At 62.2% G+C, this 17,367-nt stretch carries 12 protein-coding genes; 2 read left to right on the forward strand and 10 right to left on the reverse strand.

The annotated features are described in order from the left end of the window. Window positions 1–130: 130 nt before the first annotated feature. The 10 genes from ACIQUI_RS26780 to leuC all read right to left on the reverse strand — a co-directional run bounded on the left by ACIQUI_RS26780 (window position 131) and on the right by leuC (window position 12,955). Complete coding sequence (locus tag ACIQUI_RS26780) at window positions 131–1,603, reverse strand: surface lipoprotein assembly modifier (protein ID WP_403203809.1); 1,473 nt, start codon at window positions 1,601–1,603, stop codon at window positions 131–133. Between the two features lie 91 nt (window positions 1,604–1,694). Beyond that, complete coding sequence (locus ACIQUI_RS26785) at window positions 1,695–2,453, reverse strand: Slam-dependent surface lipoprotein (RefSeq protein WP_403203811.1); 759 nt, start codon at window positions 2,451–2,453, stop codon at window positions 1,695–1,697. Between the two features lie 87 nt (window positions 2,454–2,540). Continuing rightward, window positions 2,541–5,675, reverse strand: a complete 3,135-nt coding sequence (locus tag ACIQUI_RS26790; RefSeq protein ID WP_403203813.1) for a TonB-dependent receptor domain-containing protein — start codon at window positions 5,673–5,675, stop codon at window positions 2,541–2,543. 109 nt (window positions 5,676–5,784) lie between these two features. Further along, window positions 5,785–6,783 (reverse strand): FecR family protein, encoded by a 999-nt coding sequence (locus ACIQUI_RS26795; protein WP_403203815.1) that lies wholly within the window; start codon window positions 6,781–6,783, stop codon window positions 5,785–5,787. Between the two features lie 66 nt (window positions 6,784–6,849). Continuing rightward, window positions 6,850–7,341 carry an RNA polymerase sigma factor gene (locus ACIQUI_RS26800; protein ID WP_012271193.1) on the reverse strand — a complete coding sequence of 164 codons (492 nt, stop codon included), beginning with the start codon at window positions 7,339–7,341 and terminating at the stop codon, window positions 6,850–6,852. Window positions 7,342–7,673: 332 nt separating this feature from the next. Beyond that, complete coding sequence (asd, locus tag ACIQUI_RS26805; RefSeq protein ID WP_403203818.1) at window positions 7,674–8,786, reverse strand: aspartate-semialdehyde dehydrogenase; 1,113 nt, start codon at window positions 8,784–8,786, stop codon at window positions 7,674–7,676. A gap of 63 nt (window positions 8,787–8,849) precedes the next feature. After that, complete coding sequence (gene leuB, locus ACIQUI_RS26810) at window positions 8,850–9,932, reverse strand: 3-isopropylmalate dehydrogenase (RefSeq protein ID WP_391137513.1); 1,083 nt, start codon at window positions 9,930–9,932, stop codon at window positions 8,850–8,852. Between the two features lie 54 nt (window positions 9,933–9,986). Continuing rightward, on the reverse strand, window positions 9,987–10,751 hold the full coding sequence (locus ACIQUI_RS26815) for a class I SAM-dependent methyltransferase (protein WP_403203820.1): 765 nt from the start codon (window positions 10,749–10,751) through the stop codon (window positions 9,987–9,989). A 129-nt stretch (window positions 10,752–10,880) separates the two neighbouring features. Continuing rightward, window positions 10,881–11,525 carry a 3-isopropylmalate dehydratase small subunit gene (leuD, locus tag ACIQUI_RS26820; RefSeq protein ID WP_391137519.1) on the reverse strand — a complete coding sequence of 215 codons (645 nt, stop codon included), beginning with the start codon at window positions 11,523–11,525 and terminating at the stop codon, window positions 10,881–10,883. Continuing rightward, a complete protein-coding gene (leuC, locus tag ACIQUI_RS26825) occupies window positions 11,522–12,955 on the reverse strand; it encodes a 3-isopropylmalate dehydratase large subunit (RefSeq protein WP_403203822.1) in 1,434 nt (477 codons plus the stop codon). The genes leuD and leuC overlap by 4 nt, the downstream gene beginning before the upstream one ends. A 130-nt stretch (window positions 12,956–13,085) precedes the next feature. Here leuC and ACIQUI_RS26830 point away from each other — a divergent pair, with 130 nt between their 5' ends. Continuing rightward, window positions 13,086–13,961 carry a LysR family transcriptional regulator gene (locus ACIQUI_RS26830; RefSeq protein WP_403203825.1) on the forward strand — a complete coding sequence of 292 codons (876 nt, stop codon included), beginning with the start codon at window positions 13,086–13,088 and terminating at the stop codon, window positions 13,959–13,961. A gap of 62 nt (window positions 13,962–14,023) precedes the next feature. Next, on the forward strand, window positions 14,024–17,320 hold the full coding sequence (locus ACIQUI_RS26835; RefSeq protein WP_403203827.1) for a PAS domain S-box protein: 3,297 nt from the start codon (window positions 14,024–14,026) through the stop codon (window positions 17,318–17,320). Window positions 17,321–17,367: the final 47 nt, after the last annotated feature.

The raw sequence follows: 17,367 nt of genomic DNA on the forward strand, positions 1-17,367 counted from the left end.
AAGGCTGGCAACCATGGCCTGACAGGTGTGGCACGTTGCAACAAATGTGGGAGCGGGCTTGCCCCGCGAAGCGCCGCGCGGGCGGCGCTCGATCTAACAGGCGATAAACATGTCATGGCGAACACCCGCATCAAAACTGTTTTTCCAGCTTCAGGCTGACACTGTTGCGCTCCCAGCTGTACAGCCAGTCGACGTTGCTGTTCACCTTGTTGTACTTGAAGGTCAGGCTGGGCACCAGGTCGTGGAAGGCCAGCGCCGGGGCCCTGACGATAAAGGTATAGCCCTGCTCTTCTTCATGGCGCCGGTCGTCGAGCAAGGCGCTATAGGCGTCGTACTGGCGGGTACGCCAGGAGGCGAACAGCACGGTGCTCAGGCCGATGTCGAAGTCCTTGGCCACACCCAGGCGCAGGCCCCGCTGGAAGTAGGCCTCGGTGGCGTCGCGGGTGTTGCGGTCGGTAAGGTCGAAACCGCCGAACAGCACCCACTGCTGCGGCAGCGCCTGCCACAGGGTGGCGTACACCGAGGCGGCGCTGCCGTCATAGGTATCGGCAGCCTGGCGGCGGTAAGCCATATCCTTGTATTCGCCTTCCAGCTTGAGCATGCGCGTGGCCGACAGGTTGTGCATCCACTCACCGCGCAGGCCCCAGGCCGAGTACATGGGGTCGCTGCCGATGCGGTTGTATTCGAACTGCGGGCCCAGGCTGTACTGGTTGCGCCCGTCCTGGTAGCTGTAGCCGGCGTTGCCGATGAAGGTGTCTTCGTTGTACTTGCTTTGTTTGTCGTAGGCCTGCCCGTAGGCCAGCGCCCGGCCAAACACGCCATGGTGGCCAGACAGCGCAACGCGCTTGTTCAAGGTGGCTTCGTAGTCGATGCCCTGCGCCGACACCGCCTTGGGCATCTTGCGCTCGACCAGGTAAACCCCGTCACTGGTTTCCAGGCGGTAGTGGGTGGTGCTTTCCGAGGTCTGGTTGAGGTTGTCGTTCCAGGTCGGGCCGACGGCCAGCGAGCCTTGCCAGCTTTCGCGGTGGTCCAGCGCCTCGATGAAGCTGTCGACGGTGTTGGCCAGGCCCTGGTTGCGCGCATCCGCCGGCCCCAGGCTCTGGCTGATCTGGCGGAAGGCGTCGGTGGATTCGCGGTCCTTGCGGTTTTCGAACAGTACCCGGGCCAGTTCCAGCTGGCCGGGCAGAAAGTCGCCCTGCAATGCCAGCAACTGGCGGTAGTGCGCCTCGGCTTGCTCCAGGTCGCCGCGCGAGCGGGCCAGTGCGCCATCGGCGTAGGCCAGCAGCATGGGGTCGTGGCCTGGCAGCGCGACGTAGCGGGCGCGGAAGGCAGTCACGTCGGCCCATTGCTGGCGCTGCACTGAAACATAGAGGGCGCGGCCCAGATCGTCGAGGTTGTTTTCTACCCGGTAGGTCTGGCCATCGATGACCAGCGTGGTGCCGGCAATTTCGTCCTTGAGCAGCTCGCGCTCCTGGCGGTTGGCGCGGTACTCGATGCTCTGGTTCAGGCGTAGGTTGGTGTCCTGATCGGCCTGGGCGATGGAGGGGAAAGAAAGCGGGAGATAAAGCAGCAGCAGGTAATGCAGGCGTGAAGGCTGGGGCATTGCTCGGCTCTCGGGGTGCCTTGAAATAGCAGCAATCAGGGCCGCAAAGCGGCCCTGATGCACTTAACTGACCAGCATCAAGCGGGTCGGCTTAGTTCTTCACGCCACCGAATGCGGTGTCGTAGTTGCGGTTATCGAACTTGGCGATACCGGCCAGCGAAGCAGTAGCGCCAGCACCGAAGAAGCTACCTTGGGTAGTACCGGTCGCAAGCTGCGCATTGGTGGTCGGATTGAGGGCGCGAGCGGCGCCCGAGAAGGCTGCCGTCGACTTGTCGATGTTGGCCGCCAGCCGGACTTTCAGAGCACCGTTAGCCAAGTCACCCGTGAGGGTTGGAGCCGCAGCGCCAAAGGTAGCGGTCAGATCACCCGACAGCAGGTTGGCACCGGAGTAGTTGCTGATACCCTGGACCGCATAGCTGACATTGGTGGTTGGCAGTACGCGTCCGGTGGTATCACCGGAGTAGTAGACGACACGGGTCGGATCATTGTTGGTGCCGTTCTGCGACCACTCGCCGAAGTACACCTGCTGAGTGGAAACCTGCTTGAAATCGAAGTTGCCAAGCGCGGAGTGGGAAGCTGGCATCATTGCCGGCGTGATCGTGGTCACACCATTGGTGTCGGTGGGCACCATGCCCTTCAGGCCGCTGAAGCCCACTTTAGCGCCACCATAGAATGCCAGTACGCCCACAGCAGGCGCACCTGCCTGGCTGCCGTGATTCGGGGTGTTTCCGCTCGCACCCGATACCACAATGGTACCGGTATAGCTTTGCCCGGAAGCACTATCGGCCTGCGCGACACCGGCAAGACCCAGCAGAGCAACGGCAACTACAGAAACTTTGAACGCTTTCATTTCATGATCCTTTGATAAGTTAATAGTTTCCAACACACGTACACATCCGAACACTGGCAGTCTTCATCCACCCATAGTCAATCCACCTCAGAAGTTTGCAGTCAGACCGATTTTCAAGGTTCGCCCCGGCGCTGGCATTGCCGAGCGCGTCAGGGGATCCAGGTAATAGAGGTTGCCCAGGTTGGTGCCAACTAACTCGACATTCACATCGTCAGTCAGCTTGTAATTGACATAAGCGTCATAGGTAACAATGTCATCCCAGGACAACGGTGTATTGAGGTAGTACGACACCATGGGATTACCGGCGTAGTTACTGTGGAACTTGCTGTCATGGCCCTTGTAGTAGATAACCCGTCCGCCAACTTCAAGGCGACGGTCCAGGAAACGTGCCCCGATGCCCAGGTTGGCCGACCACTCAGGCATGGCCATGCCCACCAGGTAACCGCCGAGGAATCCGTCATCGACGCAGTCGGGCGTGCTCCCGCTCGGGTCCAGTTGCATTGCCGAGTTCTCGTCGCACACCTTATTTTTCAAGACGTGGGCGACGCTCACGTCAGTGAAGAAGCGGCCACTGTCGTACCGGCCTTGTAACTCGATACCCGATGTTGTCTGTTTTTCGACATTGGAAAATACCAACTGCGGGCTTCGCTCGATAACGTTATCGGTCGTATTGTGATAATAGGTCAGTTTGACGTCTGCCTGTTCGCTGCCCAACACGCCACTTAAATTATGAATATAAGCCACTTCGTAGTTATGGGCATGCTCGGGCTCCAGGTCCCATGGCGTCAGTGACGCGGAGAAGCCAACGGTGCTTTCAAACATGCTTGGGTAGCGAATGGCCTCACTGTAACGCAGGTAGAAGCGGCCATTTTCCGAGGTATAGAACGTTGCGGAAAGGTTAGGCACCCAGCCTTGGTCCCTGCGATGCTTTGCCGAAGTATCAACTGTCTGATTTACCAGATTACCGTCACTGTCAACGGCACCCGCTGAGCCATCATAGGTAGTGTGATAGCACTGGACCACATTCTCGCCCGCCGCCGCTGCAGCAATGCACGGGTTATTACTACGCTGATACTTTCCTTTGCCGTCATGCGCCCAGTGTTGTGTATGCTCTGTATCCTGTATGTAAGACGTCTCACTTTCAATCAAATTTATGTCGGCCTGCCGCTCAGCTTCGGTGTAGCCAAAAACATCCCAAAAGAGCTGCTGGGACTGAATTTTTTCATCGACCAGTGCACGCCACTCCACCTGCGACAATGTCTTACGGGTACTGTAGCCAACTTTCTTGCCACTCTGGACATTCTGGGTAGTCACCCCCGTGTCACCTTGCTGGCCTTTGAGAAAATCATCGTAAGACCAATACGAGGAGTAACGGCCACCGGCAGTGAAGCGCGCAAACGAAACCGGCTGCCAATCGAAATTGAAGTTGTACTCCTGCTCCTCGCGCCGCCCGGCCCTTGGGAACAGTCGCGTCGCCCCGTTGGCCAGGTCGTGCACACTGTCACCCGAACTGAGTTTTTCATGCTGGTAGCTGCCACCCAGCGTCAGATCAAGGCTATCCAGCAACTTCAACTTGTTGCTGACGGTCAGGCCGGCGCGATCGTGCTTGGCATTGGCAACGGCGGTGTTGCGAAACTCAGGGTTCTGCGAGGTAGTTTCGTTAGGCACACCGCCAGCGCTGTAGGTATCGCTGACGGTTCGGGTCATCCACAGGTTCGAATAGAAGTCGACCCAGCGGTTATCTTCAGGGTTGAGCTTGTACTCGACGTTATAGGCCTTGCTGTCCACATGGCTCAGCGGCCACTGCGGCACGCCATAGGTAGCGGCATCATAGTTACTACCCGGCGTGAAGAATGAAATACGCGAAGGCAGAATTTCGCCATACAACGAGTCGGTGGCACGGTAGCCAAACTCCAGGCTCTGGCCTTCGTCGATCTTCCAGGTGGCCTTGGCCAGCCACGACTCCATCTTGCTGGAGCTGTTGGGCACTTCGTCGCCGGGTTTGTAGATGCGGGCAAGGTTCGGCACATAGTCCCACTTGCCATCCACCAACTCACCACTGGCGTAGTAACTGCTCTTTTTCTTGCCTGCGTAGTGGTTGCCTTTTTCCCGGTACGCATAAGCGCCCATCAGGTCAAAGTGCTCCTGGCGGGTACCCAGTGCCAGTCGATAGGCCTTGTCGTCGCTCGACAACAGGTCGTTACTGCTACTGGTGCGCGGGTGCTTGTACAACGACGGGTCGTAGTAGGAGTTGATCGGGATGTACTGGTAATCGGCGCTGGGCATCTGCCCGGTGAGCAGGGTGGGCAGCTTCGGCGACACCGAATTGTTGCTGCCCTCGATCTTGAACTCACCGCCGAATTCCTCGCCTTCCTTGAGAATGTCATCGACGCTCAGGGTGTTGGCCACCACGGCACCGCCGACGCCGCTGTAGACGTTGCGCTCCAGGTTCGGCCCCTTGATCACCTTGATCGAACCGATCAGGTTGGGGTCGATGTAGTTGCGGTTGTTGGCGCCCATGTAGCCGCGGTAAACCGTCAGCGCCTGCTCGGTGCCGTCGATGGTCAGCGGCACCCGGCCAGGGCCCTGGATGCCACGCACGTTCGGGTCCAGCGCGCCACTGTTGCGGGCGTCGCCGCTGTAGACGTTGAGCATGCCCTTGAACACGTCGGCAGGGGCTGCGCCCTTGTAACGCTCGATCTGCTCCTTGCCGGCGTAGACGGTGGAAATGTCCTGGTCGTAGATGTCGCTGTAACCCTTCTCGTCCCGCGAGCGGCCGTCGCGCTGGCTGTACACGTAGGTCGGGTGCAGGTCATCGGTACCGGCGCTGGTGGCCGATTGCAGGTGGATTACCGGGCGGTCGGTGCCGCCGCTGAGGCTGAAGCTGACCGGCAGGCCGCTGAGCAGTTGGCGCAATGCGCCGTCCAGCGAGTAGCGGCCCTGCACCGGGTTGGCGTACAGGCCGGCGAAGGCATCACCGGTCAGATAGAGCTCGGCGCCCGCCTGGCGCGCCAGCTGCAACATGGCATCTTCCAGTGCCCCGCCCTTCACATCGAACTGGTGGTACTGGCCGGCCTGGCTGCTGGTGGCAGCAGCCGGGTCGGTGGCGGCCATGGCCGGCAGTACCGACGCAGCGCCGCAGCAGGTCAACAGGGCCAGCTGAATTCCCAGGCTCAGCTTGCCGCGTTGTGGGGCGAAACGCCCAGAAGCTCCCTTTGACATTGTTTCCAAGCACCCTAGCTAAAGACAAATAAGAGTTATTTGCATTCAGTAACGTGCGAAGCCTGAAAACGCAGTAGAGCGAATTGTTCTATGTATAGAATTTTTTAGATCAATAAATCAGCAAGACGCCCGGGAGTTCCAATACCCGGGCGTGCGCTTGCCTGGCCAGCTGCTTGAGCGCGTCATCGACGTGATCGACCCGTGCCACGGCATTCACCGGAAGGCGCCGCAGCGCATCGCCGCGCACCAGCGTCAGCCCGGCACGATAGCGGCCCAGCTGCTCGACTGCCTGGGCCAAGGTCTGCTGACGCAGCACCACCCTGCCCTGTTGCCAGCTGGCCAGCTCTTCGGGGGATACCTCCAGCGGTTTTAGGCCGGTGTGGGGACCAAAGCGCAAGCTGTCGCCTTCTTGCAGCACAGCGGAGGCGGATGCATCGTCCAGACCGTGGGAGACCAGGTTGATTTCGACCGTGTGTTGCAGCACGCCCACCCAACCGGAACGGTCATCCTTATCGACGCCGACCAGGTAGCGGGTACCGCGCGCGGTAATGCTTGCCCCCGGCGTACTGACCGTAAAGGGACGCGGCTCGGTTTCGCCCATTGGCGCCGGGCTGAAGATTGCTTCGCCGCGCTTCAGGCGCACCGTGCGGCGCTGGCCGTCGTAGGCAACGCTGAGAATGCTGCGGCTGCCGAGCTCAAGCTGGCTGCCGTCATCCAGGGTCACGTGGCGCACCTCGCCGTAACCGGTCTGGTAGTCGGCACCCAAGCCTTGCACCCAGAACGGCGGAACCGCCCATAACCAGCAAGCCATCGCCAGCCCGCTGAGTGCGCCACCGCTGGCCCACGGTCGCTGCCATGCGGCCTGCAACCAGCCCAACGGCCCGGTGGCGCGGGCCGGCCGCGGGGGCCGCACATACCCTTGGCGCAGCGCCGCACTGGCCTGCCAGGCACGGTCGAGGCGCTGGGCGACAGCCGCGTGGCGGGGGTCGGCCTCCAGCCAACGCCGATAGGCCGCTTGCTCGGCGGGGCCGAGGCGACCTTGACGGTGTTTCATGACCCAATCGGCGGCCTTGCGCTCGATCGGGTCAACAGGTTCTGTGGGGTTCACGGTACGGTGTTTGCTGCCTGTTGGTGTTTTTCTGTTAACCCGGCCAGGTCAGCGCCAGCGCCTGCCCTAATGGTCAGGCTCAAGCCCTCGGCCAATCCTGGCCAGCGCACTGGCCAGGTGTTTTTGTACAGAGCTGGTGGAAATCCGTAAATACTCGGCGGCTTCTTTGTGCGTCATGCCCTCGACCCGGCACAGCAGGAACACATTTCGGGTGCGCTCGGGCAGCAGTTCCAGGGTCGCGTGCAGGCGCTCAAGTTCCAACGCACCCAGCGCCTGGTCCTCCGGCGAACTGGCTTCATCGATCAGGCCATCGAAAATACTCGCAGGCTCCGCTTCGTAGCGCTTGCTGCCGTAACGCCGATGATGGTCGATCATCAGGTTGTGGGCAACGCGGAACAGGTAGGCCGGGGTGGCGAGCAACCGCTCTACCCCGTCCATCTGGGCCAGCCGCAGGAAGGTTTCCTGGACGATGTCCGCAGCCAGGCTTGGCGTGCAGTTCTTGCGCAGCAGGTAGCGGTGCAAGGCGGTGGCGTGTTCGTTGAAGAGTTGTTCCAGCACGTCAGCACTTTCCTATGCTCAGGCAAACTGGGGAGGCCGATTATAATGAGAATATTTCTCGTTAATCTAGGCATTTTGCCACTGTGCGGGGGTGCTGTTACAAAACAAAAATTCCGAGCTGAACGCGGTCCCTGTAGGAGCGGCCTTGTGTCGCGATGGGGCGCGCAGCGGCCCCGAAATCTCGGCCCCAGCACAGATTGCCGGGGCTGCTGCGCAGCCCGTCGCGACACAAGGCCGCTCCTACAGGGGCTTGCGCGAATGCCGATGAATGTTCACGGGCATAAAAAAACCCGCGCTGTCGCCAGCACGGGTTTTCGGTTACAGCAGAACGATCAACGCTCCAGCAGAATCCGCAGCATGCGGCGCAGCGGTTCGGCAGCGCCCCACAGCAACTGGTCGCCCACGGTGAACGCGCCCAGGTACTGCGAACCCATGTTCAGCTTGCGCAGGCGGCCAACCGGGATGTTCAGGGTGCCGGTGACCTTGGTCGGGGACAGCTCCTGCATGCTGATTTCACGCTGGTTCGGCACCAGCTTCACCCATGGGTTGTGCTGGCTGATCATGCCTTCGATGTCGGCCAGCGGCACGTCCTTGTTCAGCTTGATGGTCAACGCCTGGCTGTGGCAACGCATGGCGCCGATGCGCACGCAGATGCCGTCCACCGGGATCGGGCTCTTGAAGCGGCCGAGGATCTTGTTGGTCTCGGCCTGGGCCTTCCACTCTTCGCGGCTCTGGCCGTTCGGCAGTTCCTTGTCGATCCACGGGATCAGGCTGCCTGCCAGTGGCACACCGAAGTTCTCGGTCGGGTAGGCGTCGCTGCGCATGGCCTCGGCAACCTTGCGGTCGATGTCGAGGATGGCGCTGGCCGGGTTGGCCAGGTCATCGGCCACGGCGGCGTGGGTGGCACCCATCTGCTTGATCAGCTCGCGCATGTTCTGCGCGCCGGCACCCGAGGCCGCCTGGTAGGTCATGGCGCTCATCCACTCGACCAGGCCGGCTTCGAACAGGCCGCCCAGGCCCATCAGCATCAGGCTGACGGTGCAGTTGCCGCCGATGTAGTTCTTGGTACCGGCATCCAGCTGCTGGTCGATGACCTTGCGGTTGACCGGGTCGAGGATGATCACCGCGTCATCCTGCATGCGCAGGGACGAAGCGGCGTCGATCCAGTAACCCTGCCAGCCGGCTTCACGCAGCTTGGGGAAGACCTCGTTGGTGTAGTCGCCGCCCTGACAGGTCAGGATCACGTCGAGGGTCTTGAGTTCTTCAATCGAATAAGCGTCCTTGAGTGGCGCTGTATCCTTGCCCACGTTCGGGCCCTGGCCGCCAACATTGGAGGTGGTAAAGAACACCGGCTCGATAAGGTCGAAATCCTGCTCCTCCAGCATCCGCTGCATGAGCACGGAACCGACCATACCGCGCCAACCGATCAGACCTACACGTTTCATCGCAACTACACCTTCGCTAAAAGTGGGCCGCCACCGGGAATTTGGGGTGGCGGGCCAGAGAGATTACAGATTCCGCAGCGCCGCGACTACTGCGTCGCCCATTTCCTGCGTACCCACTTTACGGCAGCCTTCCGAGAAGATGTCGCCGGTACGCAAACCCTGGTCCAGAACCAGGCTCACGGCCTTCTCGATCGCCTCGGCGGCAGCCGACTGATTGAAGCTGTAACGCAGCATCATCGACACCGACAGGATGGTCGCCAGCGGGTTGGCGATACCAAGGCCGGCAATGTCCGGTGCCGAGCCGTGACACGGCTCGTACATGCCCTTGTTGTCGGCATCCAGCGACGCCGAAGGCAGCATGCCGATGGAACCGGTGAGCATGGAAGCTTCATCCGACAGAATGTCACCGAACATGTTGTCGGTCACCATCACGTCGAACTGCTTGGGTGCACGCACCAGCTGCATGGCGGCGTTGTCGACGTACATGTGGCTCAGTTCCACATCCGGGTAGTCCTTGGCCACGTCTTCGACCACTTCACGCCACAGCTGGCTGGAAGCCAGGACGTTGGCCTTGTCGACCGAGCACAGCTTCTTGCCGCGCACGCGGGCCATGTCGAAGCCGACACGGGCAATGCGGCGTACTTCGCTTTCGCTGTACGGCAGGGTGTCGTAGGCCTGGCGCTCGCCACCTTCCAGCTCGCGCTGGCCGCGCGGGGCACCGAAGTAGATACCGCCGGTCAGCTCACGGACGATGAGGATGTCCAGGCCGGAGACGATCTCTGGCTTAAGCGACGAGGCATCGGCCAGTTGCGGGTAGAGGATGGCCGGGCGCAGGTTGGCGAACAGGCCCAGCTGCGAACGGATCTTCAGCAGGCCGCGCTCAGGGCGGATGTCACGCTCGATCTTGTCCCACTTCGGCCCGCCCACGGCGCCCAGCAGCACGGCATCGGCCTTGCGCGCACGCGCCAGGGTTTCGTCGGCCAGCGGCACGCCGTGTTTGTCGATGGCGGCGCCACCGATCACGTCGTGCTCCAGGCTGAAACCGAGCTGGAACTTGTCGTTGGCCAGCTCCAGCACCTTGACCGCTTCGGCCATGATTTCCGGGCCGATACCGTCACCTGGGAGAATCAGAATCTGCTTGCTCATGCTTTCCTCTATCCATTCACGCGGTGCGGCCAAACGGGCCCCACCGAAAAGTGCTTAACGCTCGGCCCACAACACCAGCACATCAGTGCTGAACGAGCCATCGGCCTCGATCTGGTAATACTGCCGTACTTCTTCGCCCATGGCTTGCTGCAATTGGCGGATGGCCACGCGCATCGGCTCGGGCGTACGCATGCGTTCGACCCAGCTGGTGAACTCCAGGCGCAGTGGCTGGCGCGTGTGGCTACGCACATGCAGGCCGGCTTCGCTGACCTGGCGCTGCCATTCGGCGGCGGAGTAGTCGCGCACATGGCTGGTGTCGCGCAGCACCTCGACCGTTTGCAGGTAGGTGTCGAGCAGCGGGCTGCCCGGCGACATCACGTCGATGAACGCCGCCACGCCACCTGGCTTGAGCACCCGGCGTACCTCGCGCAGGGCCAGGCCCAGGTCGCTCCAGTGGTGGGCCGAGTAGCGGCTGAAGACGAATTCGAACGAGGCATCGACGAACGGCAGGCGTTCGGCGGCGCCGCGCTCGGTAGTGATATTGGCCAGGCCGCGCTCGGCGGCGGCGCTGGCGACCACGTCGAGCATGGATTGCGACAGGTCGTAGGCGACCACTTCAGCAACCAGCCGGGCGACGTGGAAACTGACATGACCGGCACCGCAGCCAAGGTCCAGCACGCGGGCAGCACCCTGCCCCGCCAGCTCGGCCTGCAGCAGGGCGAATTCGCTGCCCTGGGCGTGCACGGCGCTGCTGAGGTAGGCACTGGCCTGTTCGCCGAACTGGCGTTGGACCACATCGGTGTGCTGGGTGCTGGTCATGTCTGAATCCTTTAGATTTTTGTTGCCTGTACCGGCCCTTTCGCGGGCTCGCCCGCTCCCACATCGATCGCGTAACCCTTGTGGGAGCGGGCGAGCCCGCGAAGAGGCCAGTGCTGCTACCTACAAACTTCAGGCATCGCGGAACAGCCAAGGCTGCCCGGCGCGGTGCTTGCCTTCGAAGGCCTTGATCGCGTCGCTGTCCTGCAAGGTCAGGCCGATATCGTCCAGGCCGTTGAGCAGGCAGTGCTTGCGGAACGCATCAATCTCGAAATGCAGCACCTTGCCATCCGGGCGGGTCACCGCCTGCGCCTGCAGGTCGATGGTCAGCTGGTAGCCCGGGTTGGCTTCGACCTGCTTGAACAGCTCGTCCACTTCTTCATCGCTGAGGATGATCGGCAGCAGGCCGTTCTTGAAGCTGTTGTTGAAGAAGATGTCGGCAAAGCTCGGCGCAATGATGCTGCGGAAACCGTACTCGTCCAGCGCCCAAGGGGCGTGCTCACGGCTGGAGCCGCAACCGAAGTTCTCCCGCGCCAGCAACACGCTGGCACCCTGGTAGCGGTCGTGGTTGAGCACGAACTCCTGGTTCACCGGGCGCTTGCTGTTGTCCTGGTACGGCTGGCCCACATCCAGGTAGCGCCATTCGTCGAACAGGTTGGGGCCAAAGCCGGTGCGCTTGATCGACTTCAAGAATTGCTTGGGGATGATCTGGTCGGTGTCGACGTTGGCACGGTCCAACGGCGCGACGAGGCCAGTGTGCTGGGTAAAGGCTTTCATGCTGCGCTCCCTTGGATCAACTCGCGGACATCGATGAAGTGGCCGGTTACCGCGGCAGCGGCGGCCATGGCCGGGCTGACCAGGTGGGTACGACCACCGGCGCCCTGACGGCCTTCGAAGTTGCGGTTGGAGGTGGACGCGCAGTGCTCGCCGCTCTCCAGGCGGTCCGGGTTCATTGCCAGGCACATCGAGCAGCCTGGCTCACGCCATTCGAAACCGGCTTCCACGAAGATCTTGTCCAGGCCTTCACGCTCGGCCTGGGCCTTGACCAGGCCCGAACCCGGCACGACGATAGCCTGCTTGACAGTAGCGGCTACCTTGCGGCCCTTGGCAATTTCAGCCGCAGCACGCAGGTCTTCGATACGCGAGTTGGTGCACGAGCCGATGAATACGCGGTCCAACTGGATATCGGTAATTGCCTGGTTGGCGGTCAGCCCCATGTACTTGAGGGCGCGTTCGATAGAGCCACGCTTGACCAGGTCGGCTTCGGCAGCCGGGTCTGGTACACGCTGGTCAACAGCCAGGACCATCTCGGGCGAGGTGCCCCAGCTGACTTGCGGCTTGATTTGCGCTGCGTCCAGTTCGACCACGGTGTCAAACACGGCGTCGTCATCCGACACCAGATCTTTCCACGACTCGACCGCTTGCTCCCATTGCTCGCCTTTTGGCGCGTAAGGGCGGCCTTCGACGTAGGCAACGGTGGTGGCGTCGGTGGCAACCAGGCCCACACGGGCACCGGCTTCGATCGACATGTTGCAGATGGTCATGCGGCCTTCCATCGACAAGTCGCGAATGGCGCTGCCGGCGAATTCCATGGCATGGCCGTTGCCACCGGCGGTACCGATCTTGCCGATCACGGCCAGCACGATGTCTTTGGCGGTAACACCGGCCGGCAATTGGCCGTCCACACGCACCAGCATGTTCTTCATCTTCTTGGCGACCAGGCACTGGGTGGCGAGCACGTGCTCGACCTCGGAGGTGCCGATGCCATGGGCCAAGGCACCGAAGGCGCCGTGGGTGGAGGTGTGCGAGTCACCGCAGACCACGGTCATGCCCGGCAAGGTGGCACCTTGCTCCGGGCTGATGACGTGGACGATGCCCTGGCGCTCGTCATTCATCTTGAATTCGGTGATGCCGTATTCGTCACAGTTCTCGTCGAGGGTCTGCACCTGAAGGCGCGACACCTGGTCGACGATGGCCCCGATACCGCCCTTGCGCTCTGGCGTGGTTGGCACGTTGTGGTCGGGCGTGGCGATGTTGGCGTCGATGCGCCAGGGTTTGCGGTTGGCCAGGCGCAGGCCTTCGAAGGCCTGGGGCGACGTCACTTCGTGGATGATGTGGCGGTCGATGTAGATCAAGGACGAGCCGTCATCACGGCGCTTGACCTCATGGGCTTCCCAGAGTTTGTCGTAGAGCGTTTTGCCAGCCATCAGACTGTTCCTCATCAGCGTCTTTCTATGCCAAAAACCCCTTGGCTTGTATGGACGATGCTATGGGGTTAGATTGAATAACTCAAATTCATAATTTTTATGCTTTGGATAACCCAAAGGAATACAAACCATGGACCTGGCCAACCTCAGCGCCTTTATCGCCATCGCCGAAACCGGCAGCTTCTCGGGGGCGGCCGAACGCCTGTTCCTGACCCAGCCGGCCATCAGCAAACGCATCGCGGGCCTTGAGCAGCAACTGGACGTGCGCCTGTTCGACCGCCTGGGCCGCGAGGTGACCCTGACCGAGGCCGGGCGCGCCCTGCTGCCACGGGCCTACCAGATCCTCAATGTCCTGGATGATACCCGCCGGGCACTGACCAACCTGAACGGGGCGGTGAGCGGTCGCCTGACCCTGGCCACCAGCCACCACATCGGCCTGCACCGCCTGCCGCCGCTGTTGCGGGCGTTCACCCGCGCGTACCCGGCGGTGGCGCTGGATATTCAGTTCATGGATTCGGAACAGGCCTACGACGAGATTCTGCATGGCCGCGCAGAAATAGCCGTGATCACCCTGGCACCCGAGCCGCATCACCTGGTCAAGGCCGTGCCGGTGTGGGACGACGCCCTGGACTTTGTCGCCGCCCCCGAGCACCCGCTGGCCAACAATGCAGTGGGCCTGGCCGATGTGGCCCGCCACCCGGCGGTTTTCCCCGGCGGCAACACGTTCACCCACCACATTGTCCAGCGCCTGTTCGAAAGCCAGGGCCTTACGCCGAACATCGCCATGAGCACCAACTACCTGGAAACCATCAAGATGATGGTGTCGATCGGCCTGGCCTGGAGCGTACTGCCGCGCACCATGCTCGACGAACAGGTTGCACCTATCGCTTTACCCGGCATACAGCTGTCGCGCCAGCTAGGCTACATTTTGCACACGGAGCGTACGCTGTCGAACGCGGCCAGGGCATTCATGGCCCTGCTCGACAGCCACGCGGGGCCCGCCTGACCGGCCGTCAGCCAGGTAATTCCGAATCCAAGGACGCGTCATACGCCAAAGGTCTGGTACCGATGCCCAAATCAGCAAACCGCTTTTTGCGCCTGCCGCGAATACCTGCGGCCGACCCCCAGGAATCCGAACAGGCCTGGCAAAACGCCCCGCAACTGCTGGCGGCCCTCAACGGCGCACGCCTGGGGGCCTGGCTATGGGATATCGAAAGCGGCCGGGTCAGCTGGTCACGGGGCACCCAGGCCCTGTTCGGCTTCGACCCGCAGCGCCCGCTGCCGGCCGATGTCGACTACCTCGACCTGCTGCCCGAGGAAGACCGCGCACGCACGCGCCAGGTGTTCCAGGCGGTATTCAACGGCGAACCGGTGGAGCAGTCCATGCGCCACCGCATCCGCTGGCCGGACGGCAGCCTGCACTGGCTGGAGATCAACGGCAGCCTGACCCACGACTCACATGGCCGGCCACAGATGATCGGCGTGATCCGCGAAATCACCCGCCAGCGTGAGCGGGAAACCGCCCTGATCAATTCGGAAAAGCGCTTTGCCACCCTGTTCCATCTCAGCCCCAATGCCATTTTGCTGACCCGCCGCCACGACGGCATGATCTTCGAGGTCAACCAGCACTTCGAAGACATGTTCGGCTGGCCCGGCAGCCAGGTGATCGGCAAGACCAGCCTGGAACTGGGGCTGTGGGTCAACCCCGAGCAGCGCCACCAGGTGATGGAGTCGACCCGCGCCAACGGCGGCCCGCTGATCATGGAGGTGCAGTTCCGCGCGACCAGCGGCAAGGTGCATGACGGCATCCTCTGCACCCAGGGTATCGAGCTGGAAGGCGTCACCTTCCTGATCAGCACCTTCGTCGACACCACCGAGCGCAAGCGCGCCGAGCAGGCCCTGAAAGACAGCCAGGAACGCCTGGACCTGGCCCTGGATTCCGCACAACTGGGCACCTGGGACTGGCACATTCCCAGCGGCATGCTCTATGGCTCGGCGCGCGCCGCACAACTGCACGGCCTGCCGCCGATCCCTTTTCACGAATCGTTCGATGCGTTTTTCGAGGGTGTGCCAGAGCAGGAACGCAATTCGATGCGCCAAGCCTACCGCAGTCTGCGCGAAGGGCCTGCCGGCAACTACCAGATCACCTACCGGGTACAGCTGGAAAACGGCATTTCGCGCTATATCGAAAGCCGCGCCCGGCTGTACCGCGACGAACAGGGCAACCCGCTGCGCATGGCCGGCACCCTGCTCGACATCACCGACCAGGTTGAGCGCGAGCAGCGCCTGAGCGCTTCGGAAGAGAAGTTTGCCAGCCTGTTCCAGGTCAGCCCCGACCCGATCTGCGTCACGCGCCAGGACACTGGCCAGTTCATCGAGATCAACCCGGCGTTCAGCCAGACCTTTGGCTGGGACAGCAACCAGGTGATCGGCCGCACCGCCGAGGAAATCGGCTTGTGGGCCGAGTCCATCGAGCGCGCCCAACGTATCGAGCGGGTCATACGCGAACAGGCCCTGAGCAACGTTGCCGTGGTGGTCAACCACCGCAACGGCGCGCCGTTGACCTGCGTGATCTCCAGCCGCCTGATCACCGTTGACGACCAGCCCTGCAGCGTCACCACCCTGCGCGACATTACCCAGCAGCAACGCGCCGAGGCCGCGCTGAAGTCCAGCGAAGAGAAATTCGCCAAGGCCTTCCACTCCAGCCCTGACGCCATCACCATCACCGAGCGCCACAGCGGCCGTTACCTGGAAATCAACGACGGTTTCTGCCGCCTGACCGGCTACAGCGCCGCCGAGGTGGTCGGCCATACCGTCTACGAAATCGGCATCTGGGCCGATGACAAGCAACGCAGCGCGCTGCTGGCCGAGCTACGAGACCGCGGCCGGGTGCACCACCGGGAGATGCTGGGGCGCAACAAGCGTGGCGATATCCTTACCGTGGAGGTGTCGGTAGAACCGATCACCCTCAACGAAGTGGACTGCCTGTTGCTGAACGCCCGCGACGTCAGCCAGTTGAAAAATGCCCAGGCGCAGATACGCCACCTGGCCTACCATGACCCGCTCACCAACCTGCCCAACCGCGCCCTGCTGATGGACCGCCTGAGCCAGCAGATTGCCCTGCTCAAACGCCACAACCTGCGCGGCGCCCTGTTGTTCCTCGACCTCGACCACTTCAAGCATATCAACGACTCGCTGGGCCACCCGGTGGGCGACACGGTGCTGAAGATCATCACCGCCCGCCTGGAAGCCAGCGTGCGCCTGGAAGACACCGTGGCCAGGCTGGGTGGCGACGAGTTCGTGGTACTGCTCAGCGGCCTGGAAGGCAGCCGTGAACTGGTAGAGGAGAAAGTACGCGAACTGGCCGACACCTTGCGCGAACTGCTGGCCGAACCCATGTCGCTGGATGGCCAGCGCCTGCAGGTAACGCCCAGCATCGGCGTGGCGCTGATCCCCGACCATGGCGCCACCCCGGCCGACCTGCTCAAGCGTGCCGATATTGCCCTGTACCGCGCCAAGGACTCCGGGCGCAACACCACCCAGCTGTTCCACACCACCATGCAGAAGGCCGCCAGCGAGCGGCTGCGCATGGAAAACGACCTGCGCCTGGCCCTGGCCCGCGGCGAACTGGCGCTGCACTTCCAGCCGCAGGTGGATGCCCGCGACAATCGCATCGTCGGCGCGGAGGTATTGCTGCGCTGGCACCACCCGCAACTGGGCCAGCAGCCACCCGGGCAGTTCATCCAGGTATTGGAAGAAAGCGGCCTGATCCTGGAAGTTGGCAGCTGGATCCTCGATGAAGCCTGTGATGCTTGCGCCCGCATGCTGGCCGACGGGTTGATCGACGCGGACGATTTCAGCCTGTGCGTGAACATCAGCCCACGGCAATTCCGCCAGAACGACTTTGTCGGGCGGGTGCTGCGCAGCCTGGACGACTATCGCCTGCCGCGGCACATGCTGAAGCTGGAGATTACCGAAGGCATCGTCATCCAGAACCTGGAAGACACCATCAGCAAGATGCGTGAACTGAAGCGCTACGGGGTGAGTTTTGCCATGGATGACTTCGGCACCGGCTATTCCTCACTGACCTACCTCAAGCGCCTGCCGGTGGATGCGCTGAAAATCGACCAGACCTTCGTGCGTGACGCGCCGATCGACCCTAATGATGCGGAAATTGTCCGTGCCATCGTCGCCATGGCCCGCAGCCTGGATCTGGCGGTGATTGCCGAGGGGGTAGAGTTGACCGAGCAGTTGGAGTTTCTCGAACGGCTGGGCTGCCACTTGTACCAGGGCTACCTGCACAGCCGGCCGTTGCCGTTGCCAGAATTTCGCAAGATGCTGCTGGAGGCGCCTGCGGATTATTGATACTGACCCGCACACGATCCTTGTGGGAGCGGCCTTGCGTCGCGAAA

It is taken from the genome of Pseudomonas sp. NPDC090592, from assembly GCF_044769185.1.
Taxonomy (GTDB): domain Bacteria; phylum Pseudomonadota; class Gammaproteobacteria; order Pseudomonadales; family Pseudomonadaceae; genus Aquipseudomonas.